The 26,567-nt window shown below is 70.0% G+C and carries 27 protein-coding genes and 1 pseudogene; 15 read left to right on the forward strand and 13 right to left on the reverse strand.

The window, feature by feature from the left end:
- Positions 1-90 precede the first annotated feature (90 nt).
- The 3 genes from AB5J50_RS19490 to AB5J50_RS19500 all read right to left on the reverse strand — a co-directional run bounded on the left by AB5J50_RS19490 (position 91) and on the right by AB5J50_RS19500 (position 3,165).
- The gene (locus tag AB5J50_RS19490) at positions 91-858 is read right to left on the reverse strand and encodes a GntR family transcriptional regulator (RefSeq protein WP_369259730.1); all 768 of its coding nucleotides are present in this window, start codon (positions 856-858) and stop codon (positions 91-93) included.
- 58 nt (positions 859-916) lie between these two features.
- Entirely contained in the window at positions 917-1,708 is a 792-nt protein-coding gene (locus AB5J50_RS19495; protein WP_369259732.1) for an LPXTG cell wall anchor domain-containing protein, read from the reverse strand.
- Between the two features lie 782 nt (positions 1,709-2,490).
- Positions 2,491-3,165, reverse strand: coding sequence for a winged helix-turn-helix transcriptional regulator (locus AB5J50_RS19500; protein WP_369259734.1), 675 nt, complete (start codon positions 3,163-3,165; stop codon positions 2,491-2,493).
- Positions 3,166-3,374: 209 nt separating this feature from the next.
- Here AB5J50_RS19500 and AB5J50_RS19505 point away from each other — a divergent pair, with 209 nt between their 5' ends.
- From AB5J50_RS19505 to AB5J50_RS19515, 3 genes are all read left to right on the forward strand, one after another.
- A complete protein-coding gene (locus AB5J50_RS19505; RefSeq protein ID WP_369259736.1) occupies positions 3,375-4,472 on the forward strand; it encodes a Gfo/Idh/MocA family oxidoreductase in 1,098 nt (365 codons plus the stop codon).
- On the forward strand, positions 4,469-4,948 hold the full coding sequence (locus tag AB5J50_RS19510) for a heme-degrading domain-containing protein (RefSeq protein ID WP_369259738.1): 480 nt from the start codon (positions 4,469-4,471) through the stop codon (positions 4,946-4,948). The genes AB5J50_RS19505 and AB5J50_RS19510 overlap by 4 nt, the downstream gene beginning before the upstream one ends.
- A gap of 76 nt (positions 4,949-5,024) precedes the next feature.
- Entirely contained in the window at positions 5,025-5,891 is an 867-nt protein-coding gene (locus AB5J50_RS19515) for an LLM class F420-dependent oxidoreductase (RefSeq protein WP_369259740.1), read from the forward strand.
- A gap of 12 nt (positions 5,892-5,903) precedes the next feature.
- Here AB5J50_RS19515 and AB5J50_RS19520 read toward each other — a convergent pair whose 3' ends face one another.
- From AB5J50_RS19520 to AB5J50_RS19535, 4 genes are all read right to left on the reverse strand, one after another.
- The gene (locus AB5J50_RS19520; RefSeq protein ID WP_330304844.1) at positions 5,904-6,761 is read right to left on the reverse strand and encodes a fumarylacetoacetate hydrolase family protein; all 858 of its coding nucleotides are present in this window, start codon (positions 6,759-6,761) and stop codon (positions 5,904-5,906) included.
- A 174-nt stretch (positions 6,762-6,935) separates the two neighbouring features.
- Positions 6,936-7,694: a YidC/Oxa1 family membrane protein insertase gene (locus AB5J50_RS19525; protein ID WP_369259742.1), complete on the reverse strand. Its 759-nt coding sequence runs from the start codon at positions 7,692-7,694 to the stop codon at positions 6,936-6,938.
- 124 nt (positions 7,695-7,818) lie between these two features.
- Positions 7,819-8,136, reverse strand: a complete 318-nt coding sequence (locus AB5J50_RS19530) for a DUF6412 domain-containing protein (RefSeq protein ID WP_327428994.1) — start codon at positions 8,134-8,136, stop codon at positions 7,819-7,821.
- A 67-nt stretch (positions 8,137-8,203) separates the two neighbouring features.
- The gene (locus AB5J50_RS19535) at positions 8,204-8,731 is read right to left on the reverse strand and encodes a winged helix-turn-helix transcriptional regulator (protein WP_369259744.1); all 528 of its coding nucleotides are present in this window, start codon (positions 8,729-8,731) and stop codon (positions 8,204-8,206) included.
- Between the two features lie 139 nt (positions 8,732-8,870).
- On the opposite strand from AB5J50_RS19535, the gene AB5J50_RS19540 reads away from it, so the two are divergent.
- Together AB5J50_RS19540 and AB5J50_RS19545 are read left to right on the forward strand one after the other, a co-directional pair.
- Positions 8,871-10,289 (forward strand): MFS transporter, encoded by a 1,419-nt coding sequence (locus AB5J50_RS19540; protein WP_369259746.1) that lies wholly within the window; start codon positions 8,871-8,873, stop codon positions 10,287-10,289.
- Positions 10,290-10,710: 421 nt separating this feature from the next.
- Entirely contained in the window at positions 10,711-11,328 is a 618-nt protein-coding gene (locus tag AB5J50_RS19545) for a hypothetical protein (RefSeq protein ID WP_369259748.1), read from the forward strand.
- A gap of 13 nt (positions 11,329-11,341) precedes the next feature.
- Here AB5J50_RS19545 and AB5J50_RS19550 read toward each other — a convergent pair whose 3' ends face one another.
- A complete protein-coding gene (locus AB5J50_RS19550; RefSeq protein WP_369259750.1) occupies positions 11,342-12,145 on the reverse strand; it encodes a class E sortase in 804 nt (267 codons plus the stop codon).
- Between the two features lie 278 nt (positions 12,146-12,423).
- Here AB5J50_RS19550 and AB5J50_RS19555 point away from each other — a divergent pair, with 278 nt between their 5' ends.
- The 4 genes from AB5J50_RS19555 to AB5J50_RS19570 all read left to right on the forward strand — a co-directional run bounded on the left by AB5J50_RS19555 (position 12,424) and on the right by AB5J50_RS19570 (position 17,263).
- On the forward strand, positions 12,424-13,899 hold the full coding sequence (locus AB5J50_RS19555) for a beta-1,6-galactanase (RefSeq protein ID WP_369259752.1): 1,476 nt from the start codon (positions 12,424-12,426) through the stop codon (positions 13,897-13,899).
- A 158-nt stretch (positions 13,900-14,057) separates the two neighbouring features.
- Complete coding sequence (locus tag AB5J50_RS19560) at positions 14,058-15,071, forward strand: SEC-C metal-binding domain-containing protein (protein ID WP_369259754.1); 1,014 nt, start codon at positions 14,058-14,060, stop codon at positions 15,069-15,071.
- Positions 15,072-15,237: 166 nt separating this feature from the next.
- Positions 15,238-16,503 (forward strand): YDG/SRA domain-containing protein, encoded by a 1,266-nt coding sequence (locus tag AB5J50_RS19565; RefSeq protein WP_369259756.1) that lies wholly within the window; start codon positions 15,238-15,240, stop codon positions 16,501-16,503.
- 97 nt (positions 16,504-16,600) lie between these two features.
- On the forward strand, positions 16,601-17,263 hold the full coding sequence (locus AB5J50_RS19570; RefSeq protein WP_369259758.1) for an HAD family hydrolase: 663 nt from the start codon (positions 16,601-16,603) through the stop codon (positions 17,261-17,263).
- On the opposite strand, the gene AB5J50_RS19575 is transcribed toward AB5J50_RS19570, so the two are convergent.
- A complete protein-coding gene (locus AB5J50_RS19575) occupies positions 17,244-18,521 on the reverse strand; it encodes a transcriptional regulator (RefSeq protein WP_369259760.1) in 1,278 nt (425 codons plus the stop codon). The two genes, AB5J50_RS19570 and AB5J50_RS19575, sit on opposite strands and share 20 nt — an antisense overlap.
- 192 nt (positions 18,522-18,713) lie before the next feature.
- Here AB5J50_RS19575 and AB5J50_RS19580 point away from each other — a divergent pair, with 192 nt between their 5' ends.
- The 3 genes from AB5J50_RS19580 (at position 18,714) to AB5J50_RS19590 (ending at position 21,620) form a co-directional block, all read left to right on the forward strand.
- Positions 18,714-19,208, forward strand: a complete 495-nt coding sequence (locus AB5J50_RS19580; RefSeq protein WP_369259762.1) for a hypothetical protein — start codon at positions 18,714-18,716, stop codon at positions 19,206-19,208.
- A 205-nt stretch (positions 19,209-19,413) separates the two neighbouring features.
- A complete protein-coding gene (locus AB5J50_RS19585; protein WP_369259763.1) occupies positions 19,414-20,247 on the forward strand; it encodes a hypothetical protein in 834 nt (277 codons plus the stop codon).
- 293 nt (positions 20,248-20,540) lie between these two features.
- Positions 20,541-21,620, forward strand: a complete 1,080-nt coding sequence (locus AB5J50_RS19590; protein WP_369265448.1) for a pentapeptide repeat-containing protein — start codon at positions 20,541-20,543, stop codon at positions 21,618-21,620.
- Between the two features lie 20 nt (positions 21,621-21,640).
- Here AB5J50_RS19590 and AB5J50_RS19595 read toward each other — a convergent pair.
- Both AB5J50_RS19595 and AB5J50_RS19600 read right to left on the reverse strand, forming a co-directional pair.
- A pseudogene (locus AB5J50_RS19595) lies at positions 21,641-22,336 on the reverse strand (RNA polymerase sigma factor); the annotation flags it as partial.
- 132 nt (positions 22,337-22,468) lie between these two features.
- Positions 22,469-23,329 (reverse strand): class I SAM-dependent methyltransferase, encoded by an 861-nt coding sequence (locus AB5J50_RS19600; protein ID WP_369259764.1) that lies wholly within the window; start codon positions 23,327-23,329, stop codon positions 22,469-22,471.
- A 305-nt stretch (positions 23,330-23,634) separates the two neighbouring features.
- On the opposite strand from AB5J50_RS19600, the gene AB5J50_RS19605 reads away from it, so the two are divergent.
- On the forward strand, positions 23,635-23,937 hold the full coding sequence (locus tag AB5J50_RS19605; RefSeq protein WP_369259766.1) for a hypothetical protein: 303 nt from the start codon (positions 23,635-23,637) through the stop codon (positions 23,935-23,937).
- 42 nt (positions 23,938-23,979) lie between these two features.
- On the opposite strand, the gene AB5J50_RS19610 is transcribed toward AB5J50_RS19605, so the two are convergent.
- Positions 23,980-24,363, reverse strand: coding sequence for a 4-oxalocrotonate tautomerase family protein (locus AB5J50_RS19610; protein WP_369259767.1), 384 nt, complete (start codon positions 24,361-24,363; stop codon positions 23,980-23,982).
- A 139-nt stretch (positions 24,364-24,502) separates the two neighbouring features.
- On the opposite strand from AB5J50_RS19610, the gene AB5J50_RS19615 reads away from it, so the two are divergent.
- The gene (locus AB5J50_RS19615) at positions 24,503-24,961 is read left to right on the forward strand and encodes a MarR family winged helix-turn-helix transcriptional regulator (protein WP_369259768.1); all 459 of its coding nucleotides are present in this window, start codon (positions 24,503-24,505) and stop codon (positions 24,959-24,961) included.
- Here AB5J50_RS19615 and AB5J50_RS19620 read toward each other — a convergent pair.
- A complete protein-coding gene (locus AB5J50_RS19620) occupies positions 24,919-25,899 on the reverse strand; it encodes a GlxA family transcriptional regulator (protein ID WP_369259769.1) in 981 nt (326 codons plus the stop codon). The genes AB5J50_RS19615 and AB5J50_RS19620 overlap by 43 nt on opposite strands.
- Before the next feature lie 183 nt (positions 25,900-26,082).
- On the opposite strand from AB5J50_RS19620, the gene AB5J50_RS19625 reads away from it, so the two are divergent.
- Entirely contained in the window at positions 26,083-26,532 is a 450-nt protein-coding gene (locus AB5J50_RS19625) for a hypothetical protein (protein WP_369259770.1), read from the forward strand.
- The last annotated feature ends 35 nt before the right edge of the window (positions 26,533-26,567 follow it).

Consider the following 26,567-nt stretch of genomic DNA (forward strand, 5'->3'; position numbering starts at 1 on the left):
CCGCTCATCACGTTTGGGCTAGACCCGTTATCTGTTGGTTATAAAAGAGGGCGAGCCGAAGCCCGCCCGCTGTCAGCCTTGAACCCGCTGTCAGCCTTGAAGGTGAGCGGTGAACGAGAAGCGATCCCCCCGGTACAGCGTCCGCACCCGCTCCAGCGGCCGCCCCTCCGTGTCCCGCGAGACCCGGTGGATCAGCAGCATCGGCAACGCGGGCGGCGTACCGATGAGCAGCGCCTCGCGCGGGGTGGCCAGCACGGTCTCGATCCGCTCATCCGCGTCGCCGAACGCGATGCCGAGCCGCTCGTGGAGGTAGGCGTAGAAGGAGGAGTCGGGGTCGAAGTCGCGGTCGAGGCCGGGCACGCGGGCCACGGCGACATAGGTGCTCTCCAGCCCGACCCGCTCGTCGTCCGCGAGCAGGACACGCTCCATGTGCCAGACGGGTTCGCCGCGCGTGAGCCCGGCCTCGGCGGCGAGGGCCTCGGGGCAGGGGAAGCGGTCGAGCGAGATGAGCGTACGACCGGGGGTACGCCCCTGCCGCCGTACGCCCTCGGTGTAGCTGGCGAGGGAGAGCGGCTGCTCCAGCTTCGGCCCGGCGACGACCGTCCCGCGCCCCTGCCGCCGCAGCTTCCCCTCCAGCAGCAGCTCGCGCAACGCCTGCCGCACGGTCTCGCGGGCGACTTCGCACTTCTCGGCGAGATCACGCTCGGTGGGCAGGAGCCCCCCTTCGCCCAACTCCTCGATCAGCAGGGCGATGTGCGCCTTCACCGCGTAGTACTTCGGGATACGGCCGTGCTCCGGGATGCCGGAGCGGACGGGGGCGCCGGGGGCCTGGTCGTTCGGGTAGTCCGGGTAGTTCACGGGGGGATCGTCGCAGACGGGCTTGCCTCCGCGAGTTCCAGGTGCCGGGCTGCCGGTGTCAGCGGCGACGAAGGCGTGCCCGGCGGGTTACGGCGAACAGGGTCGTTCCCACGACGAACAGCACGAGGCCGGCCGCCACGCCGAGCTCGTGCGGTGCGCCCGGTCCGGTCTGGGGGAGCTCGTCGGCGGACGGTGCCGCCCCGTCGTGTACGCCGCTGCCGTCACCATCACCGCCGTCACCATCACCGCCGTCACCATCACCGCCGCCGCCCTCGCCCTCCTCCTCGCCTTCGATACGGAACCGGTAGTCGTTCGACTCCCCCACCCAGTCGCCGTCGTCGTTGTGGCGCTGCACGACCGCCGCGTTGGCGACGACGTCGTTCGGTGCGGTCGCGTCGGAGGTCACGGAGAGGCGCACCTTCACGGTGAGCGTCCGCCCGGGTCCCACGGTGAACCCCGGGAACCCGTCGTCGAACACCCCCACGTTCTCGGCCTCGTCACTCTTCTCGAACGTCACCGGATGCGACCGCTCCCCCTCGTAGAACTCCAGCCGCGCCTGCTCCGGCCGCAACGCCCGCTTCCCGTCCACGAGCACGACGATCGGGTGAATGCCGCCGCAGGTGTGCGCCGTGGTGTTGCTGAGGTCGATGTACCACGTCCGGTAGTCACCACCGACGTCGTAGGCGGCCGGCCCCCCGTGGATCCGGGTCTTGATGGGGAAGTCCCGGGTGTCGGGGGCGGCGCAGGCGGGGCGGGGGGTCGTGAGGATGAGCGGGTGAGCGTGGGTGGGGGCGGCGGCGGTCAGGACGATGGGGAGGGCGAGCGGGAGGAGGGAGTTACGCAGTCGCATGAGGGGCCTTTGGCCGATCGAGAGCGGCAGGAATCGGGATCGGAACGTCAGACAAAAACATCAGTCGCTACCAGGCAACGACTCCCGTGACGCTGCCACGCCCCCACACCCCAACCTGTCCGCCACGCCCGGCACCCGCCCCGTTCAACCCCGAAAGTCCCCCACCCGGCGGACCGGCTCGGCGGTGGCTGGGGGTGGGGTTCCCGTTCCTGGGGGCTGCTAAAAGGGGCGCGGGGAACTGCGCGAACGGCCCCCACTCACCCGCAGACAGAACACAACCCACGGGGTCGAAGGGGCGGAGCCCCTTGGATGGGACGGGTAGGGGCGGCGGGGGCGAAAGAACCCCCTCACCCCTCCCCCCGCCCGAACAACGGCGCCAACAACAACTGAGCCGCCCCCTCCGCAACCCCCCCGCCCCACCGAAGCAACCCCACCGAACCCCCGACCGACGACCCCCTCCCCCGAGCCCGCTCCCCCAACACCGCCCGGACAACCCCCCCACTATACGCCATCCGGGTGACCCGCAACCGTACGGCTCCGCCCAGCAACACAAGAGTCAATGTCCAACAGACCCCACCAGATTCGCCGCACCAACCCCGACTCCCGCGCATCCTCATCCACATCCCCCCGCCCCACCGCCTCCAACACAGCACTCCATTGCACCCCCGGGCCCCACCACATAGTTCCACCACGCACACCTGGCCACCCCCAACTGGGAATGAACCGGATGCCCGAACGCCCCCGTCCTCACGTACGGCACCCCGATGCACACCCCCAGCCATTCACCACCCACCCCCAGCCCCCCGAACCCTAATCAGATACCGAAGGACTCGGCCACCACGCCCGGCAGCCATCCCCGGCGCCCCCCAAGGCAATCCCCAACGCCGGCCGCATTGGTTCCCTGGTCGACCACCAACACGGGCAACCCCCCAACAGCTCCACCAGCACATCCCCCAAACGGAAACCCGTCCCACTCCGGAACTCGCGTAAGCCGGATGCAGAACCCCCCACAGATCGAGAGGCCCATGCAGCGCACCCCCCACCCCCAGCACGGACACCCCCGCGATCAGGGCCTCCACCTCCCCGGCCGCCCCCTCGACCACCGCATCGGCCCCGGCCCCCAGCCCCAACGAAGCCCGCCGCTCAGCCACCACGGCCCCCGTGAGATCGCAGAGCACCACCGTCAGCTCGTCCCGGTCGAGATGCAGCCCCACCGCATGACCGGCCTCGGGCACCAGCCGCAGCACCGTACGGGGCTTGCCACCGGTGGACGCCCGGCGCCCCGCCTCCACGGCCAGCCCCTCCGCCCGCAGCCGCGCGGTGATCTTGCTGACGGCCTGCGGGGTCAGCCCGGTCCGCTCGGCGAGTTCGAGCCGGCTGATCCCGGCCGGCCCGGCCGTGCGCAGCAGATCGAGCACGAGCGCGGCGTTGTGACTCCGCAGATTCAGCAGATTCACCCCCGCCTCCCCGCCCCGGCCACCACGCACCCCCGGCACGTCCACCACCCCAGGCACGTCCACCACCCCAGGCACGTCCACCACCCCAGGCGCCTCCGGCCCCCTCGCCGCTCCCGGCACCCCCACGCCCGACTCCCCATCACTCCTGTTCACGCCACTATTGTCCCCCGCGCTTGCACTTTGGCAACAGCGTTGCGAAAGTAGAGACCATGACAGGCATGACTGGTACTCCCCTCCGCGTGGGCCTCGTCGGCTACGGCCTCGCGGGCTCCGTCTTCCACGCCCCGCTGATCGCCGCGACCGAGGGGCTGACCCTCGACACGGTCGTCACGTCCAACCCGGAGCGGCAGGAGCAGGCCCGCGCCGAGTTCGGTGGCGGCCTCCGGTTCGCCGCCACGCCCGACGAGCTGTGGGCGCGCGCCGACGAGCTGGACCTGATCGTCATCGCGTCCCCGAACAAGACCCACGTCCCGATCGCGACGGCCGCCCTCAAGGCCGGCCTCCCGGTCGTCGTCGACAAGCCCCTCGCCGGTACGGCGGCGGAGGCCCGCGAGCTGGCCGCCCTGGCCGACGAACGCGGCCTCCTGCTCTCCGTCTTCCAGAACCGCCGCTGGGACAACGACTTCCTGACCGTCCGCAAGCTGCTCGCCGAGGGCGAGTTGGGCGACGTCCAGCGCTTCGACTCCCGCTTCGAGCGCTGGCGCCCGCAGCCCAAGGGCGGCTGGCGCGAGTCCGGCGACCCGGCAGAGATCGGAGGTCTCCTCTACGACCTCGGCAGCCATGTCGTCGACCAGGCCCTCGTCCTCTTCGGCCCCGCGACCTCGGTGTACGCCGAGTCCGACATCCGCCGCCCGGGCGCGCAGACCGACGACGACACGTTCATCGCGATCACGCACGCGAACGGGGTGCGCTCCCACCTCTACGTCTCCGCGACGACCGCCCAACTCGGCCCGCGCTTCCGCGTCCTGGGCTCGCGGGCCGGTTACGTGAAGTACGGCCTCGACCCGCAGGAGGCGGACCTCCGCGACGGCAAGCGGCCCGGTACGGACGCCGGCTCGGACGCCGAGTGGGGTGTCGAGCCCGAGCACCTGTGGGGCCGCGTCGGCTCCGGGGAGTCCCCGCTGACCGGCGGCGGCCGACCCGAACCCACGCTCCCCGGCGCGTACCCCGCGTACTACGCGGCCGTCGCCGCCGCCCTCCGCGACGGAGCCCCCAACCCGGTCACCGCGCACGAGGCCGCGGCCGCCCTCGACGTCCTGGAGGCGGCCCGCCGCTCCGCCCGCGAGGGAGTGGTGGTGTCCCTGTGAACGCGCCGGAGATCCCCGACCTCGAGGAGCAGGAGCGTCGCTTGACGCTCCCCCACTTCACGTACGACGACGCCTGGACCCTTGGCACACGCCTCGTCGAGATGGCCAGGGACCGTCACGCCCCCGTCGCCATCGACATCCGCCGCGGCGGCCAGCAGCTCTTCCACGCGGCGCTGCCCGGCTCGACCCCGGACAACGACGCCTGGATCGACCGCAAGCGCCGCGTCGTCGAACGCTACGGCTGCTCCTCGCTCCTGGTCGGCACCCGCTTCCGCGCCAAGGGCACGACGTTCGAGGAGTCCTCGCGTCTCGACCCCGACGTGTACGCGGCACACGGCGGCTCGTTCCCGATCAACGTCGAGGGCGTCGGCGTGATCGGCACGGTCACGGTCTCCGGCCTGCCCCAGCTCCAGGACCACCGCCTCGTGGTGGAGGCGCTGGAGCAATTCCTGGCCGAACAGCACCGGCGGGATTAACTCGAGGAACCCTCCGGTTGGGATCGTCGTACGAGACAGCGATCATGGAACGACACCCACCGGAGGGAACGGAACGATGACAACCGCCCTGAAGGAAACAGTCGGCCGCTACGGCATCTGGAGCGTCGGGCTCCGCTCGGAGGACCCCGCCAAGCGCGCCGAAATCGCCGAGGCCGCCGCCGAGCTGGAGCAGCTCGGCTACGGAGCCGTCTGGTTGGGCGGCAGCAGCGCCGCCCACCACTCCGTACCCCTGCTGGAAGCCACCTCGCGCCTCACGGTCGGCACCAGCATCCAGAGCATCTGGCAGTACGACGCCGAGGCGAGCGCGGCGGGCTTCGCCGAGGTGGATGCGGCCCATCCCGGCCGCTTCGTGCTCGGCCTCGGGGTGAGCCACGCCAAGCTCGCGGACCAGTACCGCCGCCCGTACTCGGCCCTGGTTGCCTACCTCGACGCGCTGGACGCGGCCGGGGTCCCCGCGGAGCGCCGGGCCCTGGCGGCCCTCGGTCCGAAGACGCTGCAACTCTCCGCCGACCGGGCGGCGGGCGCGATCCCCTACCTGGTCACGCCCGAGCACACCGCCCAGGCCCGCGAGATCCTGGGCGAGGCCCCGCTGCTGGCCCCCGAGTTCAAGGTCGTCCCGGAGACCGACCCGACCCGCGCCCGCGCCCTGGCCCGCGAGGCTTTCGCCATGTACCTCTCCCTCCCCAACTACACGAACAGCTTCCTGCGCCTCGGCTTCACCGAGGACGACCTGGCCGACGGCGGCAGCGACCGCCTGATCGACGCGCTGTACGCATGGGGCGACGAGGACCGGATCCGCGACCGCGTCAACGCCTTCCACGAGGCGGGCGCGGACCATGTGGCGATCCAGGTGGTGGACGGCGGCCCGAGGGACGGATTGCAGCGGGAGGCATGGCGCAGGCTGGCCGACCTCCTGATCTGACGTCGGGGGGGCTCAGGCGTCCTTGAACTGCTGGCGCTGACGCCCGAGCCCCTCGACCTCCAGCTCCACGACATCCCCCGCCCGCAGGAACGGCTTCGGCTCGGGCTGCCCGAGGGCAACCCCCGCCGGCGTACCCGTGTTGATGACGTCACCGGGGTAGAGGGTCATGAACTGGCTGACGTACCGCACGACTTCGGCCACCGGGAAGATCTGCTCTGCGGTCGTGCCGTCCTGCTTCAGCTCACCGTTGACCCACAACCGCAGCGACAGGTTCTGCGGATCCGGCACCTCGTCCGCCGTCACCAGCCACGGCCCCAGCGGATTGAACGTCTCGCAGTTCTTCCCCTTGTCCCACGTGCCCCCGCGCTCGATCTGGAACTCGCGCTCGGAGACGTCGTGCGCCACCGCGTACCCGGCGACATGCGCGAGCGCCTCCTCGTGCGACTCCAGATAGCGGGCCGTACGGCCGATGACGACCGCCAGCTCCACCTCCCAGTCGGTCTTCACCGAGCCGCGCGGCACGAGCACGGTGTCGTTCGGGCCGACCACCGTGTCCGCGGCCTTGAAGAAGATCACCGGCTCGGCGGGCGGCTCGGCGCCGGTCTCGCGGGCGTGGTCGTGGTAGTTCAGCCCGATGCACACGACCTTGCCGATGCGCGCGAGCGGCGGCCCGACGCGCAGCCCGGTCGCGTCCAGCGCGGGCAGCTCACCGGCCTCGGCGGCGGAACGGATCCGGCCGAGCGCCGCGTCGTCGGCGAGCAGCGCCCCGTCGATGTCCGGGACAATGCCCGAAAGATCCCGGAGGGTCCCCTCGGCGTCGAGCAGCGCGGGCCGCTCCGACCCAGCCGTACCGACTCGCAGCAGCTTCATGATCACAATCTCCCTCGATCGCGGGCGGTCGACCGACGGGTGCAGCCATCGGAGGACTGGTCGATCCTCCAATTTCGGCGTCCAGTCCGCAATACCCCGTTCACGGACTGGACCGTAACCAACGGCCGGGGTCAGGGGCCGGGGTCAGGGAACCGAGGCGGCCAGGAGCCGAGATCAGACGAGGGCCGCCGTCGCGGGCCCCGCGCCGGGCATGTCCCGGTACAGCACCGCCCGCTCCACCGCGCTCCATGTCGTACTCGTCACCACGTACAGCGCGGCGGCCAGCGGCACCACCGCCACGGTGAAGAGCGTGAAGAAGGACATGAACGGCATGAGCTTGTTGACCGAGGCGAGCCCGGGCACCTGCTCACCGTCGGCCACCGGAGCACTCGTCGCCATCATCCGCTTCGTACGCCGGTAGTTGAAGGCGGCGACGGCCGCGACGATCGCGAAGAGGGCGAGGTAGACGAGGCCCTGCGCCCCGAAGACCCCGCCGTCGCCGAGCGCGTCCGCCCACCGGCCGCCGAGCGGTGCGGCGAACAGCTTGTGCCCGAGCAGGGCGTTGGCCTCGCCGCCGATCGTCGAGCTGGAGAACAGGTGGTAGAGGAGAAAGAAGGCCGGCATCTGCAACAGGCTGGGCAGACATCCGGACAGCGGCGACACCTTCTCCTCCGCGTGCAGCTCCATCAGCGCCTTCTGGAACTTCTCACGGTCCTTGCCGTGCTTCTTGCGCAGCTCCGCGATCTGCGGCTGGAGCGCCGCCCGAGCGCGCTGTCCGCGCGCCGAGGCCCGCGACAGGGGATGCACGAGCAGCCGTACGAGCGCGGTGAACAGGACGATCGCGGCAGCCGCCGCCGAGGCATGGAACAAGGGCTGGAGCAGATCGGCGAGCTGCTCGACCAGGCTCGCGAAAGCAGACATGAACGTGGACATGGGTGAGCCCTCCGGGGGTCTCGTCGTGCCGGGTTACGGAATGCGGCATGACGGCCCCACGCGGGGTCCAGCTACGGACTTACGGAGATCCGGAGATGCGGAGATCCTGAGATCCGGAGAGTCCCTACGCGGCGGCCGTCAGGAGGGCACGCCCGGGGGCTCGGGGGCGCGTACGCCCCGATGCGTCGGGATCGCGTTGGGGCAGGAACGCCGTACGGTGCTCGCGGTCGCGGAGGGCCGTCCGTACCCGCGTACGGGGGACGGCCGGCGCGCAGCGCGAGCCGATGAGGGCGCAGACGGCGAGCGCGGAACCGGCCGCGGCGGTCGCGGTGAACGCCACGGCGACGGCGGCGGAGAGGCTGCCGGTGTCGAGGAGGGCGACTTCGAGGAGCAGAAGCAGCAGCACGGCGGCGGGGCGCATGTTGGCCCAGCTACGGATCATCGCCTACTCCCCTCCTCGTCACTCGTATGCGGTCGCATGCGGTCGTACATACGTGCCTGCCCTGCCGTTATACAGGATCCGCCTCGATCGGTTCGAGCAGCCGCTTCGGCTTGAGCAGTGCCCGGCTGACCGGATCCGCCGGGTCCGGATCGAGTCCGGGGCCCGGCATCATTTCGACGTCCGGAACGGGTACGACGGTTCCGCAGACGGCGCATTCGCCGTACGGGCCGAGCTCCGTGCCGCAGGTCGCGTGGCGGAAGACACGCAGCTGGGTCTCACTGAAGTGCTCGCGGCCCCACAGGCCGAGCGAGCGCAGGGTGGGCCAGAGCGCGATGCCGCGGTCGGTGATGACGTACTCGTCGCGCGGCGGCGACTCCTGGTAGCGGCGCTTTTCGAGGATGCCCTCGGCGGTGAGCGTCTGGAGGCGGGTCGCGAGGACGGCGCGCGGGATGCCGAGGTGACCGAGGAAGTCGTTGTAGCGCCGTACGCCGTAGAGAGCGTCGCGGATGACGAGGAGTGTCCAGCGCTCGCCGACGACCTCGAGCGCGCGGGCGATCGAGCACTCCTGCGTCGCGTAGTCCTTGCCCAGAGCCATGGCCCCACTGTAGCCACTTTTCGACTTCTTGGTTCAGTGAACGAACCTAGGGTGTTACGGTCGAACCGGCGAGTGGGTTCAATGACCGAACCCACTCCCTTACCCATCCGCCAATCCCCTCATCCCGAAAGGGCAGGCCATGACCGGGCTCGACCGGACCGCCGCCACCACGCACCCGCCCCCCTCCGACGCGCCCTCCGCACCCGCACCCTCGGCCACGGACACCCCGCGCGCGGCCCCCACCCTCGCCCTGACCAGCGCCGCCACCGCCGTGGCCCTCATGACCTACACGGCGCCGATGGTCACGCTCCCCGACACCGCCGCCGCCCTGCACACCTCGGTCTCCGCCCAGGCCTGGCTGCTCAACGGCACCCCGCTGGGCCTGGCCGCGCTGCTCCTGGTCGCCGGCAGCCTCGCGGACGACTACGGGCGGCGCCGGATCTTCCTGGCCGGCACGGTCGCGCTCGGCATCACCACGGCACTGGGCGCGCTCGCGGACTCGACCCTCCTGTTCACCCTCACCCGTGTCGCGCAGGGCGCGGCGAGCGCGGCGATCCTCGCCAGCAGCCTGGGGCTGATCGTCCACGCCTTCCCGACTCCCCGCGGACGCCTGCACGCGACCGGCGTCTGGGGCGCCTTCGTCAGCGGCGGCATCGCGGTGGGCCCGCTGCTCGCCGGCGCGATAGCGGGGTGGGACTGGCGGGCGGCGTACGCGGTGCTGGGCGCCGCCGCGCTGATCGTCGCTCTGCTCAGCGCCCGGACACTCACCGAGTCCCGCGCGCCACGGGGCGGCCGTCCCGACCTGGCGGGGGCGCTGACGTTCGGCCTCGCGCTGGTGTCCCTGGTCGCGGCACTGACGCTTGGCCGCGACGGCTGGCTGCGCGCACCGGTGGGCCTCCTGGTGCTGGCGTTCCTCGTGCTGACGTCCGTGTTCGTCGTCGTCGAGCGCCGCAGCCGTACGCCCATGATCGACCTCGGCCTGCTCCGGCACCGCCGCTTCCTCGCCTCGTCCGCGGGCGGACTCTTCACGGGCCTCGCGGTGATCGGCCTGTTCAGCTTCCTGCCGGCACTGCTCCAGCGGACGCTCGGGCTGTCCGCGATGGACACGGCGTGGCTGTTCCTGCTCTGGTCAGGCCTCTCCTTCGCGGTCGCCCTCCAGGCACGGCGCCTCGCGGGCCGGGTCTCACCGCGCCACCAGCTCGCCCTCGGCTTCGCGCTGCACGCGGCCGGCGTCCTGACGATGCTCGGCGCGGTCGACGCCGGTTCATGGACCCGGCTGCTCCCCGGCTTCGTGGTCTCCGGCGTGGGCAGCGGCCTCCTGAACGCCGCGCTGCCGCTGCTCGCGGTGGAGTCCGTCCCGGTACAGCGGGCCGCGATGGGGTCGGGCGCCCAGCAGACGTTCCGCTACATCGGTTCCTGCGCGGGCGTCGCCCTCACGATCGCGCTGGTGACCTCCACGGGCGGGCTCGCACACGGCGCGGACATCGCGATCGGTGTCTCCGCCGGGCTCGCGGCGCTGGCGGCGGTGAGTGTGCTGGTGCTTCGGGAGCGGGGCTGACGGGCCTGGCGGGCCTGGCGGGCCTGACGGGCCCACGGGCCTGACCGGCTTGACCAGCCGACGCGCCTGACGGGCCGACGCGCCTGGCCAGCCTGGCAGGCCGACGGAGCTGACGGGCCTGGCGGGCCGAAGGGCCTGACGGGCGTGACCGGCCTGGCGGGCCTGACCGGCCTGACCGGCTGACCGGCTGACCGGCCTGACCGGCTGACCGGCCGACGGGCCGACGGGCGCGACCGGCCTGACAAGCCTGACCGACCGACGAGCCTGACGGGCCTGACGGGCCTGACCGGCCTGACGGGGGCGGCCGTAACGAGGGCCGCAACGGGGGCGACACGGGGGGGCGTCCCCAGCGGGCGTCCCCGGGGGCGCATCGCCGGGGCGCATCGCGGAGGGGCGGCCCCTCCGCCATAGGGTGCTGCCCATGGCGACATCGGCAGCGGACGGCGACGCCTCCGCCCAATTCCGGCTCGGCAGCGACCTGTTGCGGCAAGGGCACCGCGAGGAAGCGAAGCGCCGACTCGTGCCGTTGGCCGAGGCCGGTCACCTGGACGCGGTGCGCGAGCTGGCCTGGAGCGCCAGCAGGCTCGCGCACACGGACGCCCGCTACGAGGCGGAGGCCGAGCACTGGCTCCGCCGCGAGGCTCAGGTCAGGCAGGACCCCGACTGGCTGGTCACCATGGCCCAGGAAATGCGCTGCTGGGCATCGGGACGAGCGACCGAGGCCGAGGACCTGGTGGCCGGGATGGCACGGGCGGGCAGCGCACGGGCCGCCAGTCAACTGGGCTACTGGAAGCGGCGGGACGGCGACCTGGTGACCGCCGTGGAGTGGTACCGCCTCGCCATCGAGCTGGAACATCGCTTCGCCTGGCGGGACCTCGGCTCGTGCCTGGCGACGCTGGGCCGCTACGCCGAGGCGGAGGCGCTGTACCGCGAGCGCGCCGAAGCGGGCGACGCGGTGGCCCAGCACGAGCTCGCGGCGCTGCTGCACGCGCAGGGGAAGGGACCGGCGGTGAGGACGCCGCGCCCGCCCGGCCATTAGCCGGCGGCCGACTCTAGCGAGGCCGCATGGACCGCAGCTTCCCCCACACCGCGAGCCGGTACCTGGAGGTGTACTCGGGGGTGCAGGTGGTGAGGGTGATGTAGTACCCGGGCGCGCTGTACCCGTACGACGGCCGGACCGTACTCCGGGGCACGCTGCGGATGACCCCGCTGTCCCGCGCCGAGGTCTGAGGAAGGGTCTTGTCGACGACGTACGTGTACACGGCGGCCTTGGTCTCGACCTCGACCGTGTCCCCGCGCTTCAGCCTGTTGATGTACCGGAACGGCTCGCCATGCGTGTTCCGATGCCCCGCGAGCGCGAAGTTCCCTGCCTGGCCCGGCTGTTGGGTGCCCTTGTAGTGGCCGACGTACCCCTTGTTGAGGACGTTCTGCTTGCTGACGCCCTCGGCGACGGGGACGCGGAGGGAGAGGCGGGGGATGGTGAGGATGGCGTAGGCCTGGGACCAGCTGGGCTGGGACGCACGAGTGGTGGCGGACCGCTGCCGCCGACCGCTGCCGCTACTCCCGCTGCTGCCGCCGGGGGCCTCCGCCGACGGGGACGGCGTGTCGGACGTACCTGAGCCAGAGGAAGCACCCCCGCCACCCCCATCGGCTCCCGTCCCCCACTCCCGCTCCAGCGCCTCGACCTTCCGCTCGGCGCCTCGCTTGGCCTCCCGGTTGGTCCACCACAGCTGGTGGACGACGAGCAGCATGAGGACGACCCCGACGGTGACGAGGACCTCACCCCCGGTCCACAGCGCACGCCGCCGCCGGGCGCGCCACCGCCGGGTGCTGTGCTGCACGACGGGAACCCGCATGCGTACGCCTCCTTCGCCGGGCCCGCACGATAAGGGCTGCCTCTTCAACTCACCAGCCCTGTAGGCCTCCCGCCACGGCCACACACCAAGGAACCTTCACTGGGCCTTCATACACCGGTTTTAGAAAGGGCTGTCATAACCCTCGACAACCTCACACGTCACACCCGATGCTTCCTGATGGCATCAGCGGCACAGGCCACCGCCGGCGGGACGACCGGCGTCGAGTTGACGACCCAACTCTGGTGGGACGACCGGAAGTTGGGCGGGACGGAGAAGCCATGATCCGACGCAGATCACTGCTGGCGGCCGCGGGCGGTACGCTCCTCGGCAGCGCCCTGGCGACGGGCACCGCACGCGCGGACGCGACCATCGCCGTCAACCCGGCCACGACATACGGGAAATGGGAGGGCTGGGGCACCTCGCTGGCGTGGTGGGCCAACGTGTTCGGCGCCCGGGACGACTTCGCCGACCTCTTCTTCACCACCAAGTCGACGACGTACAACGGCACTTCGCTCCCGGGCCTGGGCCTGAACATCGCCCGCTACAACCTCGGCGCGTGCAGCTCGAACACCGTGAGCGGCGAATCGATGGTCGCCTCCGCCAACATCCCCTCCTTCAAGCAGATCGAGGGCTACTGGCAGGACTGGAACAACGAGGACCCGACCTCCTCGGCCTGGAAGTGGACGGCCGACGCCACCCAGCGAGCCGCCCTCACCAAGGCGACCTCACGGGGCGCGACGAGCGAGCTGTTCGCCAACTCCCCGATGTGGTGGATGTGCCTGAACCACAACCCGTCGGGCGCGTCCGGCGGCGGCAACAACCTCCAGTCCTGGAACTACCGCCAGCACGCCTCGCACCTGGCCGCGGTGGCGCTGTACGCGAAGAACAACTGGGGCGTGAGCTTCTCCACGGTGGAGGCCTTCAACGAGCCGAGCTCCAGCTGGTGGACGGCGACGGGCACCCAGGAGGGCTGCCACATGGACGCCTCGGTGCAGTCGGCGGTCCTCCCGTACCTGCGCAGCGAGTTGGACAAGCGCGGCCTGACGGCGACGAAGATCTCGGCGTCGGACGAGACGAGCTACGACCTGGCCCGTACGACGTGGAGTTCCTTCAGCTCGACGACGAAGGGCTACGTGAACCGCGTCAACGTACACGGCTACCAGGGTTCGGGCGGCCGCCGCGACCTCCTCTACACGGACGCCGTGACCACGTCCGGCAAGAGCCTGTGGAACTCCGAGTACGGCGACGGCGACGGCACCGGCCTCACCATGGCGAGCAACCTCCTCCTCGACTTCCGCTGGCTGCACCCGACCGCCTGGGTCTACTGGCAGGTGATGGACCCGACCGCGGGCTGGGGCGTGATCAAGTACGACGCGAGCACCCTGACGGCCGGGGCGGTCGAGACGAAGCTCTTCGTACTGGCCCAGTTCAGCCGCCACATCCGCCCCGGCATGACGATCGTCGACACGGGAGTGGACTACGCGGCGGCGGCGTACGACGCGACGGCGAAACGCCTGGTGATCGTGGCAGCCAACAAGTCCACCTCCTCCCAGACCCTGACCTTCGACCTCTCCCGCTTCACCACGGTGGCCGGCGGCACGGGCGGCCTGGTCCCCCGCTGGAACACGGTCACCGCGGGCACGGGTGACCTGTACGCGGCCCACTCGGACACGTATCTGAGCGGGAAGTCGGTCGCCGTGCCGTTCGCGGCGGGGGCGGTGCAGACGCTGCAGATCGACGGCGTGGTGGTCTAGGGGCGTGAGCGAGGGCGCGCGCGGAGAGCACAAGCGGGGGGCATGAGGGAGTGCGAGCGGGGCGGGACAACCGAGCGGAATATGCCCCCGGGGACTCCCGCCCCCTGTGGCCTGCGCATCTCTCTTATTTGTCGGTCAACGGCAGTACGGTGTCACCCATGCGCCCCGACACGTCTGCCGAGCACGTCGACCACAACGCCGAAGCAGCACGCCTGGAGCGGACTGCCGGCCTCTACCCCGAGGACGCCGAACACCTGCTCCTGCAGGCCGCGGCCCACCTCGAACTGGCCGGAGACCGCCCAGGCGCGACCGCGCTCTACGACCGTCTGCTGTCGTCCTCGGCTCCCCTGGACCACCCCCACCTGGTACGAGCCCTGAAGGCGTCGAACCTCTGGGAGTACGGCCACGAGGCGGAGGCGAGGGCGATCATCGAGGGAGTCCGCACCTCCGCTCCCCGCGACCCGGCCCCCTGGGTGATCGTCGCGGAGGCGCTGGAATCCCACGACGAGCTGGAAGCGGCGCAGGACACCTTCACGCAGGCGGCGACGCTCCTCCTCGCAGACGTCTCGGAACCCCCCTACTCCACCCACCCCCTCCTCTTCGGCCGCCACCGCGTCCGCCGCATGCTGGGCGCCCCCCACGACGACTGGGACACCCTGGCCGACACCCTCCACTCGTCCCCGATCCCCCTGGACGAACTCCACGACCCCAAGCGCGTCTGGTCCCTGGGCTCGGAGAACCCGGCGGAACTCCAGGCAGAGATCACCCGCCTGCGCGCCGAGCTGGGCACGTTCCGGGAGGCGCTGTCCCGCCCGTTCCCGGTGGCGGTCCTGCACTGGCCGACCGGCGAACTGACAGAACTGCTGACGGCGTACCCGCCCCTGTCCTCGGAGTACCCGTCCCACGAGGAACACCTGGCGACCATAGAAGCGTCGCTGCGGGAGCTGGCGGCTTCCGGCACCCCGAATCTGGGGATCGTGACGGGGACTGTGCCGTCGTACGAGGCTTTCGCCGCCTCGGAGGCCTCCTCGCCCGCTGACCCGACGCTGCTGCCGCAGTACGCGACGACGCTGGCGGCGCGGGGGCGGGCTGTGGCTTGGCCGCCGCAGCGGGGGGTGGCTTGTTGGTGTGGGTCGGGGCGGGTTTATGGGGAGTGTCACGGAACCGCTTAGTCAGATGGCATCAACAGGTCGCCTTTTATTCCCGCGGAGGACACTCATCGTGCCTGACGGCCCTACTTCCAGCACAACCGGTTACTTGAACGCTTTGCAGTCACTGCGCGTCGATAGGTCGTCAGGCGAACCGGCTCTCCATCAGCCCATACTTCTGCTTTGGGCCATGGGGAGGGCATACCAGCGCAAGGGTCGGCTCACACCCTGGCGCGATTCTCAGCGAACTCTACGCAAACTTCTACAACGGCACGGTCGCCCCGGTTCAACGCCCGATCCACAGTACCCATTCGTGGCTCTACATCGATCAGATGTATGGAAGCTTGAGGGAGTCCAGGGCGAGATACCTCAGGCCAGAGGCTCAGCCCTGCAATCATGGCTTGACGAGCAGAACCCGCAGGGGGGTCTTGAGTCGCATCTTTACGATCTGCTGGCGGATGACGAAACGTTTCGCGAAAGCGCTGTTTACGCACTACTACAGCAGTATTTTCCGCACGACGAGTGGCAAAACATCCTCATAGACGTTGGCCTCCAGGAGGAGGCATTTGACGGGTTTGGGCACCCTCCCTATATTCCCGTGGGCACGACATTCCACGATCGCAGGGAACTCGCCTCCGCCAATCTTCATCGCCCCATACAGGGCGGGATTTGGGGGAAGCAAAAAGAGGAAGCGAAATCGATCGTCGTTTCGGGGGGTTATCCCGACGACGAGGACCTCGGCGACGTAATTATCTATACGGGGCAAGGCGGCCAGACCGAGGGTCGTCACACCCATAACCAAGACCTAACCCGCGGCAACGCATCGCTGGTGAACAGCATGGCTTCCGGGAGGCCAGTCCGTGTGATACGCGGGGCCGGAAAGCACTCCGTTCACGCACCGGAATCCGGCCTTCGTTATGATGGCCTCTATCGCGTGGAAGACTATTGGTCCCAGCCAGGCATATCCAACTTCCTCATATGGCGCTACAGGCTTCGAGCTATAGATTCACTCAAAGAAGCCACCAACCCCTCACTCCCGCCAGCCGCACCTACTCTCACCTCACCCCCGCCTACCGGTAACTCTCAACCCGGCCGCAGAAGCACCCAGGTTCAGCGCACAATCCGAAGCACGAAGATCGCCGACTGGGTCAAAGGAATACATCAACACACCTGCCAAGTCTGCGGTCTATGCATTAAGACTCCGACGGGATCTTACGCCGAGGCCGCACACATTCGCCCGCTTGGCCGCCCTCATGATGGACCAGACGAGTCCGACAATGTGCTATGCCTTTGCCCAAACCATCACGTAGCATTCGACTTTGGAATGTTGACGATAGCTCCGAATTTGACGGTCTTGGACCGAACAACAGGGGCTCAAACCACTCTAAGAATTCATCCAGAGCATAAGCTCAGCGAAGAATACCTTTCTTACCATCGAAATCATCACGCATGGTAGGAACTCAGTCTCCATTGGACGCGTCACGTCAAATGGCACCGGTGCATAGTTAGAGAGTTGCTTCCGGTCGCGGCTGCACCACCGATACCCTGCCCCCATGATTCGCGCAGTCGTGTTCGACGTCGGTGAGTGTCTGGTGGACGAGACCCGTGAGTACGGGACATGGGCCGACTGGCTGGGCGTGCCTCGGCACACGTTTCATGCGATGTTCGGCGCTGTCATCGCCCAAGGCCGGGACTACCGCGAGACGTTTCAGGAGTTCCGGCCGGGCTTCGATCTCTATGAGGAGCGGGAGAAGCGGGCTGCCGCCGGGCAGGCCGAGACGTTTGGGGAGGACGACCTGTATGAGGACGTCCGGTCGGCTCTGACCGAGCTTCGGGCCGATGGGCTGTGGCTTGGTATCGCGGGCAACCAGACGGTCAGGGCTGGGCGCATCCTCCGGTCGTTGTTCTCCAATGACGTCGATCTGATCGGCACGTCGGACGATTGGGGTGCCAGCAAGCCCGATCCGGAGTTCTTCAAGCGAGTCACCGCGGTGGTGCCCTTCGAGAGCGACGAGATCCTTTACGTCGGGGACCGCTGCGACAACGACATCCGGCCTGCGGTTGAGGCGGGGATGCGTACCGCGCTCGTGCGCCGCGGTCCCTGGGGCACGATTCAGTGGAACACCCGCGAAGCTCGGGAGCTGCCGACGTTTCGTGTCGACAGCCTCCTCGAACTGTCCGGTCTCATCATCGACTTCAACGGCTCAGCGCGCTGACCGTCGTCGACCAACCGTAGAGCCGGTCGTCGAGGTCCCGTACGCAACGCTCGTGCTGGTGCGGCGCGAGTGCGCGTCGCACTTCGCGCACACGATCCATGCCAGTGGCGTACCACGTGAGGGCCAACTGATCGAGAGCCCGCCCCGCGTACGCACACGCCTGCTCCGGGTTCCTGGATGCGGCCTCGACAGCAGCCAGGTCTCCGAACACGACGCTGCGCTGCTTGTCTTCGCTCGCCGGCATGTCCTCCAGGACGCCAAGCAAGGTCTCGCGCGCCTGAGGGAGATGTCCGGCGATCAGCTGCGTATTGCCCTTGAACGCCGCCAGTCGGGCCGGGGAGAACCAGTCCATCCACTCTGGTGAGGGGTGCTCGTTGCCTGTGGCGAACACGTCCTCGGCGTGCCCGATCAGGTGCAGCGCGGTGCGCGTGTTGCCGCACCGCGTCTCGCACTCGGCCTCCACGGCGTCGAGCCAGGCGAGAAACTCGGCGGAGGCGGGCGCACGGCGGGCATACGTACGTGCCGCGGTCATCCGCTCCAGTGCCGCGTCGCGGTCGCCCGCCCAGCCAGGGATGAACGCCATGTGCGCGATGATCGCCGATCCGAGCAGCGGGTCGTCGGCTTCGCCCGCAGCCTGGAGAGCCAGCAGGAGTGCGTCGCTCGCGCTGCTCGGTTCGCGGCGGTCGAAGAAGTCGATTCGTCCCGCGAGGAGATAGGACTCGGCAAGAGCGGTTGCGACGGTGCAACGAGTGGATCCCGCTGTCTCCGGGAGCAGCGCGCATCCGAGCGTCGCGTGGGCTAGTACAGCCGGGTGCAGCTTGGCGGGAGCGACGGACCAGTAGAGCCGACGGTGCGACCGTGTCACAGCCTCGAAGTCCGAACCGGCGGTGGCTGGTTGTTGCGTCATGGCGACGGCTTGACCGGGTACGGCCGCGAGCCCGACAGCGGCCGCACCGCCTGCGACGAGGACCCGACGGACGCGGTCGGGCTGCGTGCCGTCGGGGCCCCAGGGAGGAGTGAAGCCGAGTGACTCCAAGCTCTGGCCCAGCAGGTGCGCCAGCACGCGCTGGCAATCCGGTTGCGGCCACGGAGGGCTGTCCGACTCCCAGCGTCGGACCTGTCGTACGCCAATGGACAACCCTCGAATGCCGATCTGCTTGGCCGCATTGGACAGAGCATCGGCCAGATCTTGTTGCGAGTTGAAGCCCGCGGCCACGCGAGCGGCCTTCAACCGGACGTTGCCGGTGGGACGGGGCATGAGCAGCACCTCCTCGAAGAGACTGCAGTGCCCGTCCACAGTAAGTCCGATGTGCGGCCCTCCATCACCCGTAGGTGCCAATAACGCCCTATGGATGTCCTCTTAATGACCCTTTGAAGTCCTCGAATAGAACCATCCGTGCGTACAGGCTGAGTCTCACCAGCCGACCGCTGTTGACGAGAGGTGCACGCCGTGGACGACGCGCAGCAGGCAAGCGAGAGTGCGATCGCCGAATGGCTCACCAGAGAGCACCCGGCACCGCACCAGGTGTGGACGGAATGGGCCGCGCACGGTGTCGCGTTGCTGCCGCTAGGGAAGCAATTCGCTGCGGTGCGGATGACCATGGATGTTGTTCACGCTGCCGTCGGATCCGATAGCGCAGAGCAAGTGGCGGAAGTTCTGGTGGAGTTACTTGACGGTCCCGTCGTCTACGACCGCCGGGTCGCGGGTGCCACGTACTACGCCCTGGTCCAGTGGAACTCTGACCTCGTCTGGGCCCACGAAGAGATCGCTCCGCACCTGGGCCGGGGCATCTACTTGGGTGTGCCGCGCATTGACCGCCGTACGCCTCCTGGGACGTACTGGGTGGCGGCGCCGCGGTACGCCGGTGATCTGTGCACGCCAGAGGCTGTGGCCGCCCTGGTTGAGATTGGTCGACAACGGCTGCTTCAGTCAGTGGAGTTGTGACGTCCGCAGAAGTGGTGGCCTTGACTCGTCGTGGGCCTCGTCGAGGGCCAGTCGGCGGCAGGGATGGGGCCAACCTGGCGAGCGTTCGCAACCACAGTTCTATATTGGCGTAGGCAACGCCGGTGCAGTACGGGGGGATTGAGCACTCTTGGGGTTACATAGAGCGCGTGGAGCGGGCGTAACCGCTCTGCTCTACGCCGTCGCCGTGCTGCTTCTCGGCGGGTGCGGAACGCAGGTGGCCGGCCAGGCGGGAGAGTCGTCATCCTCGCAGGCGGCGACCGAGTCGCTCCCGTGGGGCACGATGCAGCCCTCCTTTGTCACCGGAGCCCGTCTCACCGACGACCGTCGCACGCTGATCCTCGACGCGCAGGTGCCCAGTGGCGAACACCCGTGTGTGCGGGACCTCAAGGCGGTGCTCACCGACCCCGTGTCGGAGGTCGTGCGGGTTCAGATCACCTTTTCCTCGCCGTCGTCGGACAGGCGCTCCGGGTGCACGGAGGAGAGCACGGCCACGGCGCGGGTCAAGCTGCCCCAGCCGTTGGGCAAGCGGGAAGTGGTCGTCGACAATTACACGCAGTTCACCGCCGATGGCGCGAAGCTCCCCGCGTTGCGGCTGTGCGGAAAGTTGGGCTGCCAGCCGCCGGCTACCGGCTGCACCACCGCCTCCTACGAGCAGGCGTTGATCGCGGTCGATGCGCCCAATCACACGTACCGGGACTCAGAGCACTGCGACGGGAAATGGCTGGTGCTGGACTTCTCCTGGCGCACGGGACCGGCCTGCGACGACCCGGCAGAACCCGGCTGCTCATCCCGGCTGGGTGACCGCTGGTTCTTCCGGGCGGAGAAGTCCGGCTGGGTGCCGATCGTCGAAAGCGCGGCCGGAGGCTGCCAGGCCGTCCAGCGCAGCGAGCCCGATTTCCCCACGTCGATGTGCGACTCGCTGGCTCCGCTCTCCTCCTCGCTGCATCCGAGCTACCCTCCGCCGTCCGCTTCTCCGACCCCCAGTGCGCGTTCCACAGCGACGACTCCACAGCCTTAGGTGAGCTGTCCCGACATGTCGAACGGCTGCTGTCCGCACCCATGGAATCTGTGGGATGTCAGTCCCCGCAGTCGTCCCCAGGGCTCGACGGCGTCGGCTCCGGCTCCGGTTGCGGGTCCGGGGCGTGCGTCGGATCGGCCGTGGTGGGCGGCTCCGTGGGGGTGGGGGTGACCGGGGGTGGGTCCTCGGGGGTAGGTGTTGACGGGGCCGGATCGGTCGGCTGCTGAGGGGTGGGAGTCTCCTCAACAGGTGACGGTTCCACGGGTGTTGGGGTGGACGGCTCCGGGGTGGGCGTGGGCGACGGCGGCTCGGGGGCTTCGGCTTCCGGAGTTTCGGTCTCCGGTGCGTCTGCCTCAGGGGCCTCGCTCTGCGGGGCGTCCGCCTCAGGCGCCTCGCTCTCCGGAGCGTCTGCCTCAGGCGCCTCGCTCTCCGGAGCGTCCACCTCAGGCGCCTCGCTCTCCGGCGCGTCCACCTGCGGCGCGTCGGTCTCCGGGACCTCGGCCTCCGGAGGTTCGGACGGCGGGACCTCGGACGGCGCAGGCTCGGACGGCGGGACCTCGCTCGCGGGCGCTCCCGGCTCCTCCTCCACCGGTTCGGCCGGGTCCGGGTCGGGGTCCGGGGCGGGGTCCGTGGTCGGCGGTGCCGTCTCGTCCCCCGATCCCGTGCCGTCCGCCGGGTCCTCGCCCACCGGCTGGACCGGAGTCGGTGACTCGCCCGTCGGCTCGGTTGGAGTTGGCGTCTCACCCGCCGGCTCAGCCGGAGCCGGTGACTCGCCCACCGGCCCAACCGGAGCCGGCGCAGGGTCATCAGCATCCCCCACCTCGACCACCACGGCACCCGTCCCACCGAGGTCGCCCGAAGGCACCGACTCACCCCCCGCCGAAGCCTGTTCACCCTTCTCGGCTTCAGCCGCTCCAGCGGAAGTGTCGCGCTTCTCGGGTGCCTCCACGGAGGTGCCAGAGGCCCCCGGCGGCGGCGTGACCTGGGCCTCCGCCAGCGGCACCCTCGCGGGCGTACCCGGAGACGGGTCGCCCGAGCCGAGCGCGATCACGGTCACGAGGGCGGCGGCCGCCACAGCCGCGCCCACCGCAATCGCCGCCGCCGGCAGCTTCGCCCCGCCCCCACCAGTCGCGGCTTGGCGGGCCGCATGTGACAGCCCGCTGCCGTGCCCGCTGCCCTGCCCACTGATCGCGGTCGACGCGGCAGCGCCGGCGCCGGCGCCGGTGGACCCCATGGCCAGCGGCAGGAGGAACTTGCCCGCGCCGCCCAGCACGAAGACGAGGAGGGCCGGTCCCACCAGCGCGGGCAGCCGGTCGTTGGTGCGCATCAGGGTCGCGAGCCGGTGGCGGCAGTCGTCGCACGCGTCCACGTGAGAGAGCAACAGCTCGGACCGTCGGGGTGTCGAGGTCCCGCGCACGTACGCGGGCATGCGCTCCCAGTGGGCCGCGCACTCGGGGTCGTCGGGCGCGCCGAGCTGTGAACTGAGGAAGGCCTGGCGCATGCCCTCACGGGCCCGGTGCAGCAGTACCGCCGTCGCGCCCTGCTTGGCGCCGATCTGGCGCCCGACCGCCTCCAGCGGCTGGCCCTCCGCCTCCGCGAGCCACAGGGCCTTGACCCAGCGCTCCGGCAGTTGGCCCAGCACCCGCACCAGCAGGTCGACCGAGGACACCTGCTCGGCCGGGTCGCCCCCGCCCCCGTCCCGGTGGATGCCCGCCCCGGCCCGCTCGGCGGTGGTCCCCGGGTCCTGGGGAGTCTCACGTGCGGCGCTCCCGACAGCGGCCGCGAGATGCCGCATCGTCGTCATGAGGTACGCCGGTACGTTGTCGATCTCGTGCCCTGCCGACAGCCGCCGCCACACGCGGAAGTGGGCCTCGGCGACGAGGTCTTCGGCTGTCCAGGGGTTTCGGGTGAGTGAGCGCGCGTACGCGACGAGGCGCGGCTGCTGTTCCTCGTAGATCCGGGCGTACGCGACGGTGGCGGGCGCGGATGCCTGTGCGGGAACTCTGGGGAGACCATCGGTCATGGCAGGAACGCTCCAGTTACCCGCTGATGGGACGAGACGTTTTTGCAAGTCCGCCTGTAAGCCCATTTGTAAGCCCAGTTGACATAACTCTCAAGTATTTACCCGGAGTGACGCGGGTCACGGTGATTGACTTCCGTAACGGCGTTATACGCGGGTTCTCCGCCGACGTCGGCGACGTCGCCGACATCGCGTAGCCGTTCAGCCGGCTCGTGCCGTAAGGATGGGCTGGAAGAAGCCGGTGTTCTCTGGGGGCATCCATCGCGGGTCGATGAATCCCGACTCGGCGGCGAAGCTGGTCAACTGCCGCTGGGTGAGGGCCCAGTAGGTGGTTCGGCGCACGCGAACCTGCCAGCTCTCTCCAGGCTCCGCGCCCTCTGCGCCCTCTCCGTCGGGGACGAGCTGGAAGTGTTCCAGGTCGTAGCGCTCGCCGTCCTCGTGCCAGTCCCAGAGTTGGAATGTGATGGTCCTGCCCTGGGGCGACGAGGAGACCTGCGGCGGGGTCGAGGTGGGCCGCGCCCGCAGGATCTCGTCGTACGGGCGGGTGCTGAGGATCAACAGTCCCCCGGCGCGCAGCACGCGTCGCATCTCCGTCAGGGCCGTGCGTACGTCCTCCGCGGTGAGCAGGTGGGGAAGGGCGTTGTCCGCGCTCACGACGACATCGAACCGGTCGTCCGGGAAGGGAAGGCGGCGCATGTCCGCCGCCGCGGCCGGCAGGCGGACGCCCCGCAGAGTCGCTTCACCGACCGCACGACGGACCGCCGACACGCTGATGTCCGTACCGGTGACCCGGTGGCCCTGGAGGCCGAGCCCGATGGCCTGCGTACCGATGCCGCACGAGCAGTCCAGGACCGAGGCGCCGGTCGAGGCACCGGCCGACGCACCATCGATGCCGAGCTCGGTCTGGATCAGCGCGTCCAGGGCTCTCCCCTGCCGGGAGATGCTGGCGTCCCAATCGGCGTAGATGAGGTGATAGTCGGCCGCGAGTTGGTCGTAGAAGCGTGCCACCGTGCTTGCCACCGTGGGGAGTTCGGGCGCGGGCTCGGACTCGGGCTCAGGCATGACGTCAGGTTAGAGGCAACCTTCCTCCGGCCGCCCTCCCTTATCTACGCGAATGACGGCCGCCCGGGTCGCTCTCGCGGGCGGCCACCACACGCGCCGTCAGCCAAGCTCCGCCATAGCCGAGCAGTCCAGCCATAGCCCCGCCATAGCTCCGTCACCGCCCGGGGAGAGAAACCGAAAGACCCGGGAGCGAAATTGACAGGCCCCGACTCAAGTCCGCGCACACGAGAGGTAGCCGTCCGTCGGCGATCGCGGGCGCGTTAGCCTCGGTTCGTTCGACTGACGCGCAGCAGCGGGAGGCAGTAATGGCGAAGGTACCGGCCGCGGCGGTGGCCGCGAGTGGGCTCATCGGTGGGTACGGCGTGGCCCGCTGGACCAAGAAGCGGCAGCTGGGCGGGGTCGTGCTCGCCGCCGCCGGGGCCACGGCCGCGCAGCAGTGGCGACAGCAGGCCGGCGCGAAGGCCGCCGGGGCGCTGACCGTCGCGTACGTCGCCGCCTTCGCCGGGTCCCACCCGCTCGCCAAGAAGGTGGGCGCCTGGCCCGCCGTCTTCGGTGTCGCCGGAGCCGTCGCCCTCGCCTCGTGGGCCGTGGCCGACCGCCGGGCCTGAGCGGCCACCCGGCCCGGCCCGGACTGGCCGGCCCGGCCGACGTCACGCCACCTCGCCGCCGACCCCCGACCGCCCCGCCGGCACCCCCACGATCAGCACGGTCACATCCCCCCGTACGGCCTCACCGAAGACCGTGACCACCGCTTCCGTGAGCGAGCCGATCAGCCGCGCGGGCGCGTCGGGGATCCGGGGGTGTGTCAGTCCGCCCTCACGCATGGTCAGCGTGACGACCGGTGCGGGCGCCCGGCCGGGTATGCCGCCGGTGCCCCAGCGGTGCTCCGGGACACCGAGGAGTTCCACCACGGCGACCGGGCGCGCCCACTCCCCGACCACGGCGGCCACCGCTTCGGTCAGCGCCCGGATGAGCTTCGGCTCGACCGATCCGTCGAGCGCCTCTTCGCGGATCTGCACAGTGAGGTGTGGCATGACCGTTCTCCGTTCCCACGTATCGCTTCACGCGCATCGCTTCACGCGTATCGCTAACATGACGGCGGTTCCCTTTGAGGGCAAAGCATCTTTGAAGGCAAAGTATCTTTGCACTCAAAGCTAATTCCAGGGATGGACGATGTCAACGAGCGTCGACGATGCCGTCAGAGCGCTGCTCCTCCTCATGCCCCGCATGGTCGGCCGGGCCAAGCGCATCCCCGTACCCGAGGAGCTCCAGTCGCTCGCGCTGGCCCCCCGGCACCTCTCCCTACTGTCGTACCTGCTCTTCGACGGGCCCCTGACCGTCAACGACCTCGCCGCCCGCCTGGAAGTCGCGCCGACCACCGTCAGCCTCATGGTCGGCGAGCTGAGCGGGAAGGGGATCCTGGAGCGGCGGGAGGACCCGGCCGACCGGCGGCGGCGCATCGTCAGCATCACCGATGCCCAACGGCCGTCCATCTCCGCGTGGTTGTCGCGCGGAGCCACCGCCTGGCGCCGCGCGCTGGAACCGCTGACCCCCGATCAGCGGCAACTGGTCATCGACACCTTGCGCGCCTACGAGGCCGCGGCGGCCGAGCCCGAGGCGCCCACCCCCTGAAACGCCCTGCGATACGCGTACGGACTCGTCCCCACCACCCGCTTGAACCGCTCCCGGAACGCCGTCGGCGACCCGAACCCCGCCTGGGCCGCGATGCGTTCGACCGGGTACGTGGTCGTCTCCAGGAGGTACTGCGCACGCCGCACCCGCGCCCGGTGCAGCCACTGAAGGGGCGTCGTGCCGGTCTGTTCGCGGAAGCGGCGGTTGAGCGTACGGGTACTCATGCCGGCGTGGGCGGCGATGCCCTCCAGGGTCAGGTCGTCGCCGGCGTTCTCCTCCAGCCAGGCGAGGAGGGGCTCCATCGTGGTGCCGGCCGGTACCGGCGGCTGGTCGTGGACGATGAACTGGGCCTGGCCGCCCTCCCGTTCGAGCGGCATGACGGACATCCGGGCGGCATGTGCGGCGACGGCGGAACCGTGGTCCTTGCGGATCATGTGCAGGAGCATGTCGAGGGCCGCGGCGGCGCCCGCCGAGGTGAGGAACTGGCCGTTGTCGACGTACAGCACATTCGGGTCGACGGTCACCTCCGGGTACCTGGCCGCCAGGTCCTGGGCCGCGATCCAGTGGGTGGTCGCGCGCAGCCCGTCCAGCAGGCCGGTGGCGGCGAAGACGAAGGCGCCGACGCAGATCGACGCGATCCGCGTGCCGTTCGCGGCCGCCGCGCGCACCGCCTCCGCCACGCCCGGCGGGAGCGGGGCGGTCGGGTCGGCGACGCCGGGCAGGATGATCGTGTCCGCTTCGGCCAGCGCCTCCAGGCCGTACGGGGCGCGCAGCGCGAACGGGCCCGCGCTCACCTCCTCGCCCACCGAAGCCGAACAGACCCGGACCCGGTACGCCGCCCGGCCGTCCGGCAGCCGGGCCCAGCCGAAGGTGTCGATCGGGGCGGAGAGGTCGAACGGGATGACCTGGTCGAGCGCCAGTACGGCCACGGTGTGCATGGCTAGAGGGTAGGTGTACGACGGGTTCCAGTCAGCACTGATGGAACTGCTGGAACTGCTGGAAGGCCACTAACTGGAAGGCCACTCAACAGCAGCAGCCATGTCCAGCGCCTGGCGAGAATCCGTTGAGTACTGGCAAAACTGCCACTTCTCCAAGATCCGCCCCGCCTCTACCGTCACCCCGTGACCAAGTTCCTCCTCGCCGTTCACGTCATCGCGGCAATCGTCGCCGTCGGGCCCGTCGCGGTCGCCGCGAGCATGTTCCCGCCCGCCGCGCGCAAGGCCCTCGCCGCACCGGACGACGCTGACGCCCTCGCGGCCACCCGGCTGCTGTACCGCATCTGCCGGGTGTACGCCGCTGTCGGCGTCGTCGTCCCCGTCTTCGGGTTCGCCACAGCGAGCAACATGGGCGTGCTCGGCGACACCTGGCTGATCGCCTCGATCGCGCTGACCGCACTCGCGGCCGTCGTCCTCGCCGCGCTGGTGCTGCCCCGGCAGAGCGCGATCCTGGAGGGGGCCGGGGACCGCGCGGCGACCGTTCAGCTGGCGATGTTCACCGGGATTTTCAACCTGCTCTGGGCCGCCGTCACCATCCTGATGATCGTGCGCCCGGGGTCCACGACGGGGGCCTAGATGCCTTGCGCACGCGGGATCAGGAGATGGCCGGC

Source organism: Streptomyces sp. R35 (genome assembly GCF_041053035.1).
In the GTDB taxonomy this organism is placed as follows: Bacteria; Actinomycetota; Actinomycetes; order Streptomycetales; family Streptomycetaceae; genus Streptomyces; species Streptomyces lutosisoli.

Coding starts and splice junctions, on each gene's coding strand:
- AB5J50_RS19600 (WP_369259764.1), bottom strand. CDS start 23,329: ATGCCTGAGCCCGAGTCCGAGCCCGCGCCCGAACTCCCCACGGTGGCA.
- AB5J50_RS19515 (WP_369259740.1), top strand. CDS start 5,025: ATGACAACCGCCCTGAAGGAAACAGTCGGCCGCTACGGCATCTGGAGC.
- AB5J50_RS19575 (WP_369259760.1), bottom strand. CDS start 18,521: ATGCCCCGTCCCACCGGCAACGTCCGGTTGAAGGCCGCTCGCGTGGCC.
- AB5J50_RS19540 (WP_369259746.1), top strand. CDS start 8,871: ATGACCGGGCTCGACCGGACCGCCGCCACCACGCACCCGCCCCCCTCC.
- AB5J50_RS19615 (WP_369259768.1), top strand. CDS start 24,503: ATGTCAACGAGCGTCGACGATGCCGTCAGAGCGCTGCTCCTCCTCATG.
- AB5J50_RS19610 (WP_369259767.1), bottom strand. CDS start 24,363: ATGCCACACCTCACTGTGCAGATCCGCGAAGAGGCGCTCGACGGATCG.
- AB5J50_RS19550 (WP_369259750.1), bottom strand. CDS start 12,145: ATGCGGGTTCCCGTCGTGCAGCACAGCACCCGGCGGTGGCGCGCCCGG.
- AB5J50_RS19605 (WP_369259766.1), top strand. CDS start 23,635: ATGGCGAAGGTACCGGCCGCGGCGGTGGCCGCGAGTGGGCTCATCGGT.
- AB5J50_RS19620 (WP_369259769.1), bottom strand. CDS start 25,899: ATGCACACCGTGGCCGTACTGGCGCTCGACCAGGTCATCCCGTTCGAC.
- AB5J50_RS19495 (WP_369259732.1), bottom strand. CDS start 1,708: ATGCGACTGCGTAACTCCCTCCTCCCGCTCGCCCTCCCCATCGTCCTG.
- AB5J50_RS19565 (WP_369259756.1), top strand. CDS start 15,238: ATGGGGAGGGCATACCAGCGCAAGGGTCGGCTCACACCCTGGCGCGAT.
- AB5J50_RS19570 (WP_369259758.1), top strand. CDS start 16,601: ATGATTCGCGCAGTCGTGTTCGACGTCGGTGAGTGTCTGGTGGACGAG.
- AB5J50_RS19520 (WP_330304844.1), bottom strand. CDS start 6,761: ATGAAGCTGCTGCGAGTCGGTACGGCTGGGTCGGAGCGGCCCGCGCTG.
- AB5J50_RS19545 (WP_369259748.1), top strand. CDS start 10,711: ATGGCGACATCGGCAGCGGACGGCGACGCCTCCGCCCAATTCCGGCTC.
- AB5J50_RS19505 (WP_369259736.1), top strand. CDS start 3,375: ATGACAGGCATGACTGGTACTCCCCTCCGCGTGGGCCTCGTCGGCTAC.
- AB5J50_RS19525 (WP_369259742.1), bottom strand. CDS start 7,694: ATGTCCACGTTCATGTCTGCTTTCGCGAGCCTGGTCGAGCAGCTCGCC.
- AB5J50_RS19535 (WP_369259744.1), bottom strand. CDS start 8,731: ATGGCTCTGGGCAAGGACTACGCGACGCAGGAGTGCTCGATCGCCCGC.
- AB5J50_RS19555 (WP_369259752.1), top strand. CDS start 12,424: ATGATCCGACGCAGATCACTGCTGGCGGCCGCGGGCGGTACGCTCCTC.
- AB5J50_RS19560 (WP_369259754.1), top strand. CDS start 14,058: ATGCGCCCCGACACGTCTGCCGAGCACGTCGACCACAACGCCGAAGCA.
- AB5J50_RS19530 (WP_327428994.1), bottom strand. CDS start 8,136: ATGATCCGTAGCTGGGCCAACATGCGCCCCGCCGCCGTGCTGCTGCTT.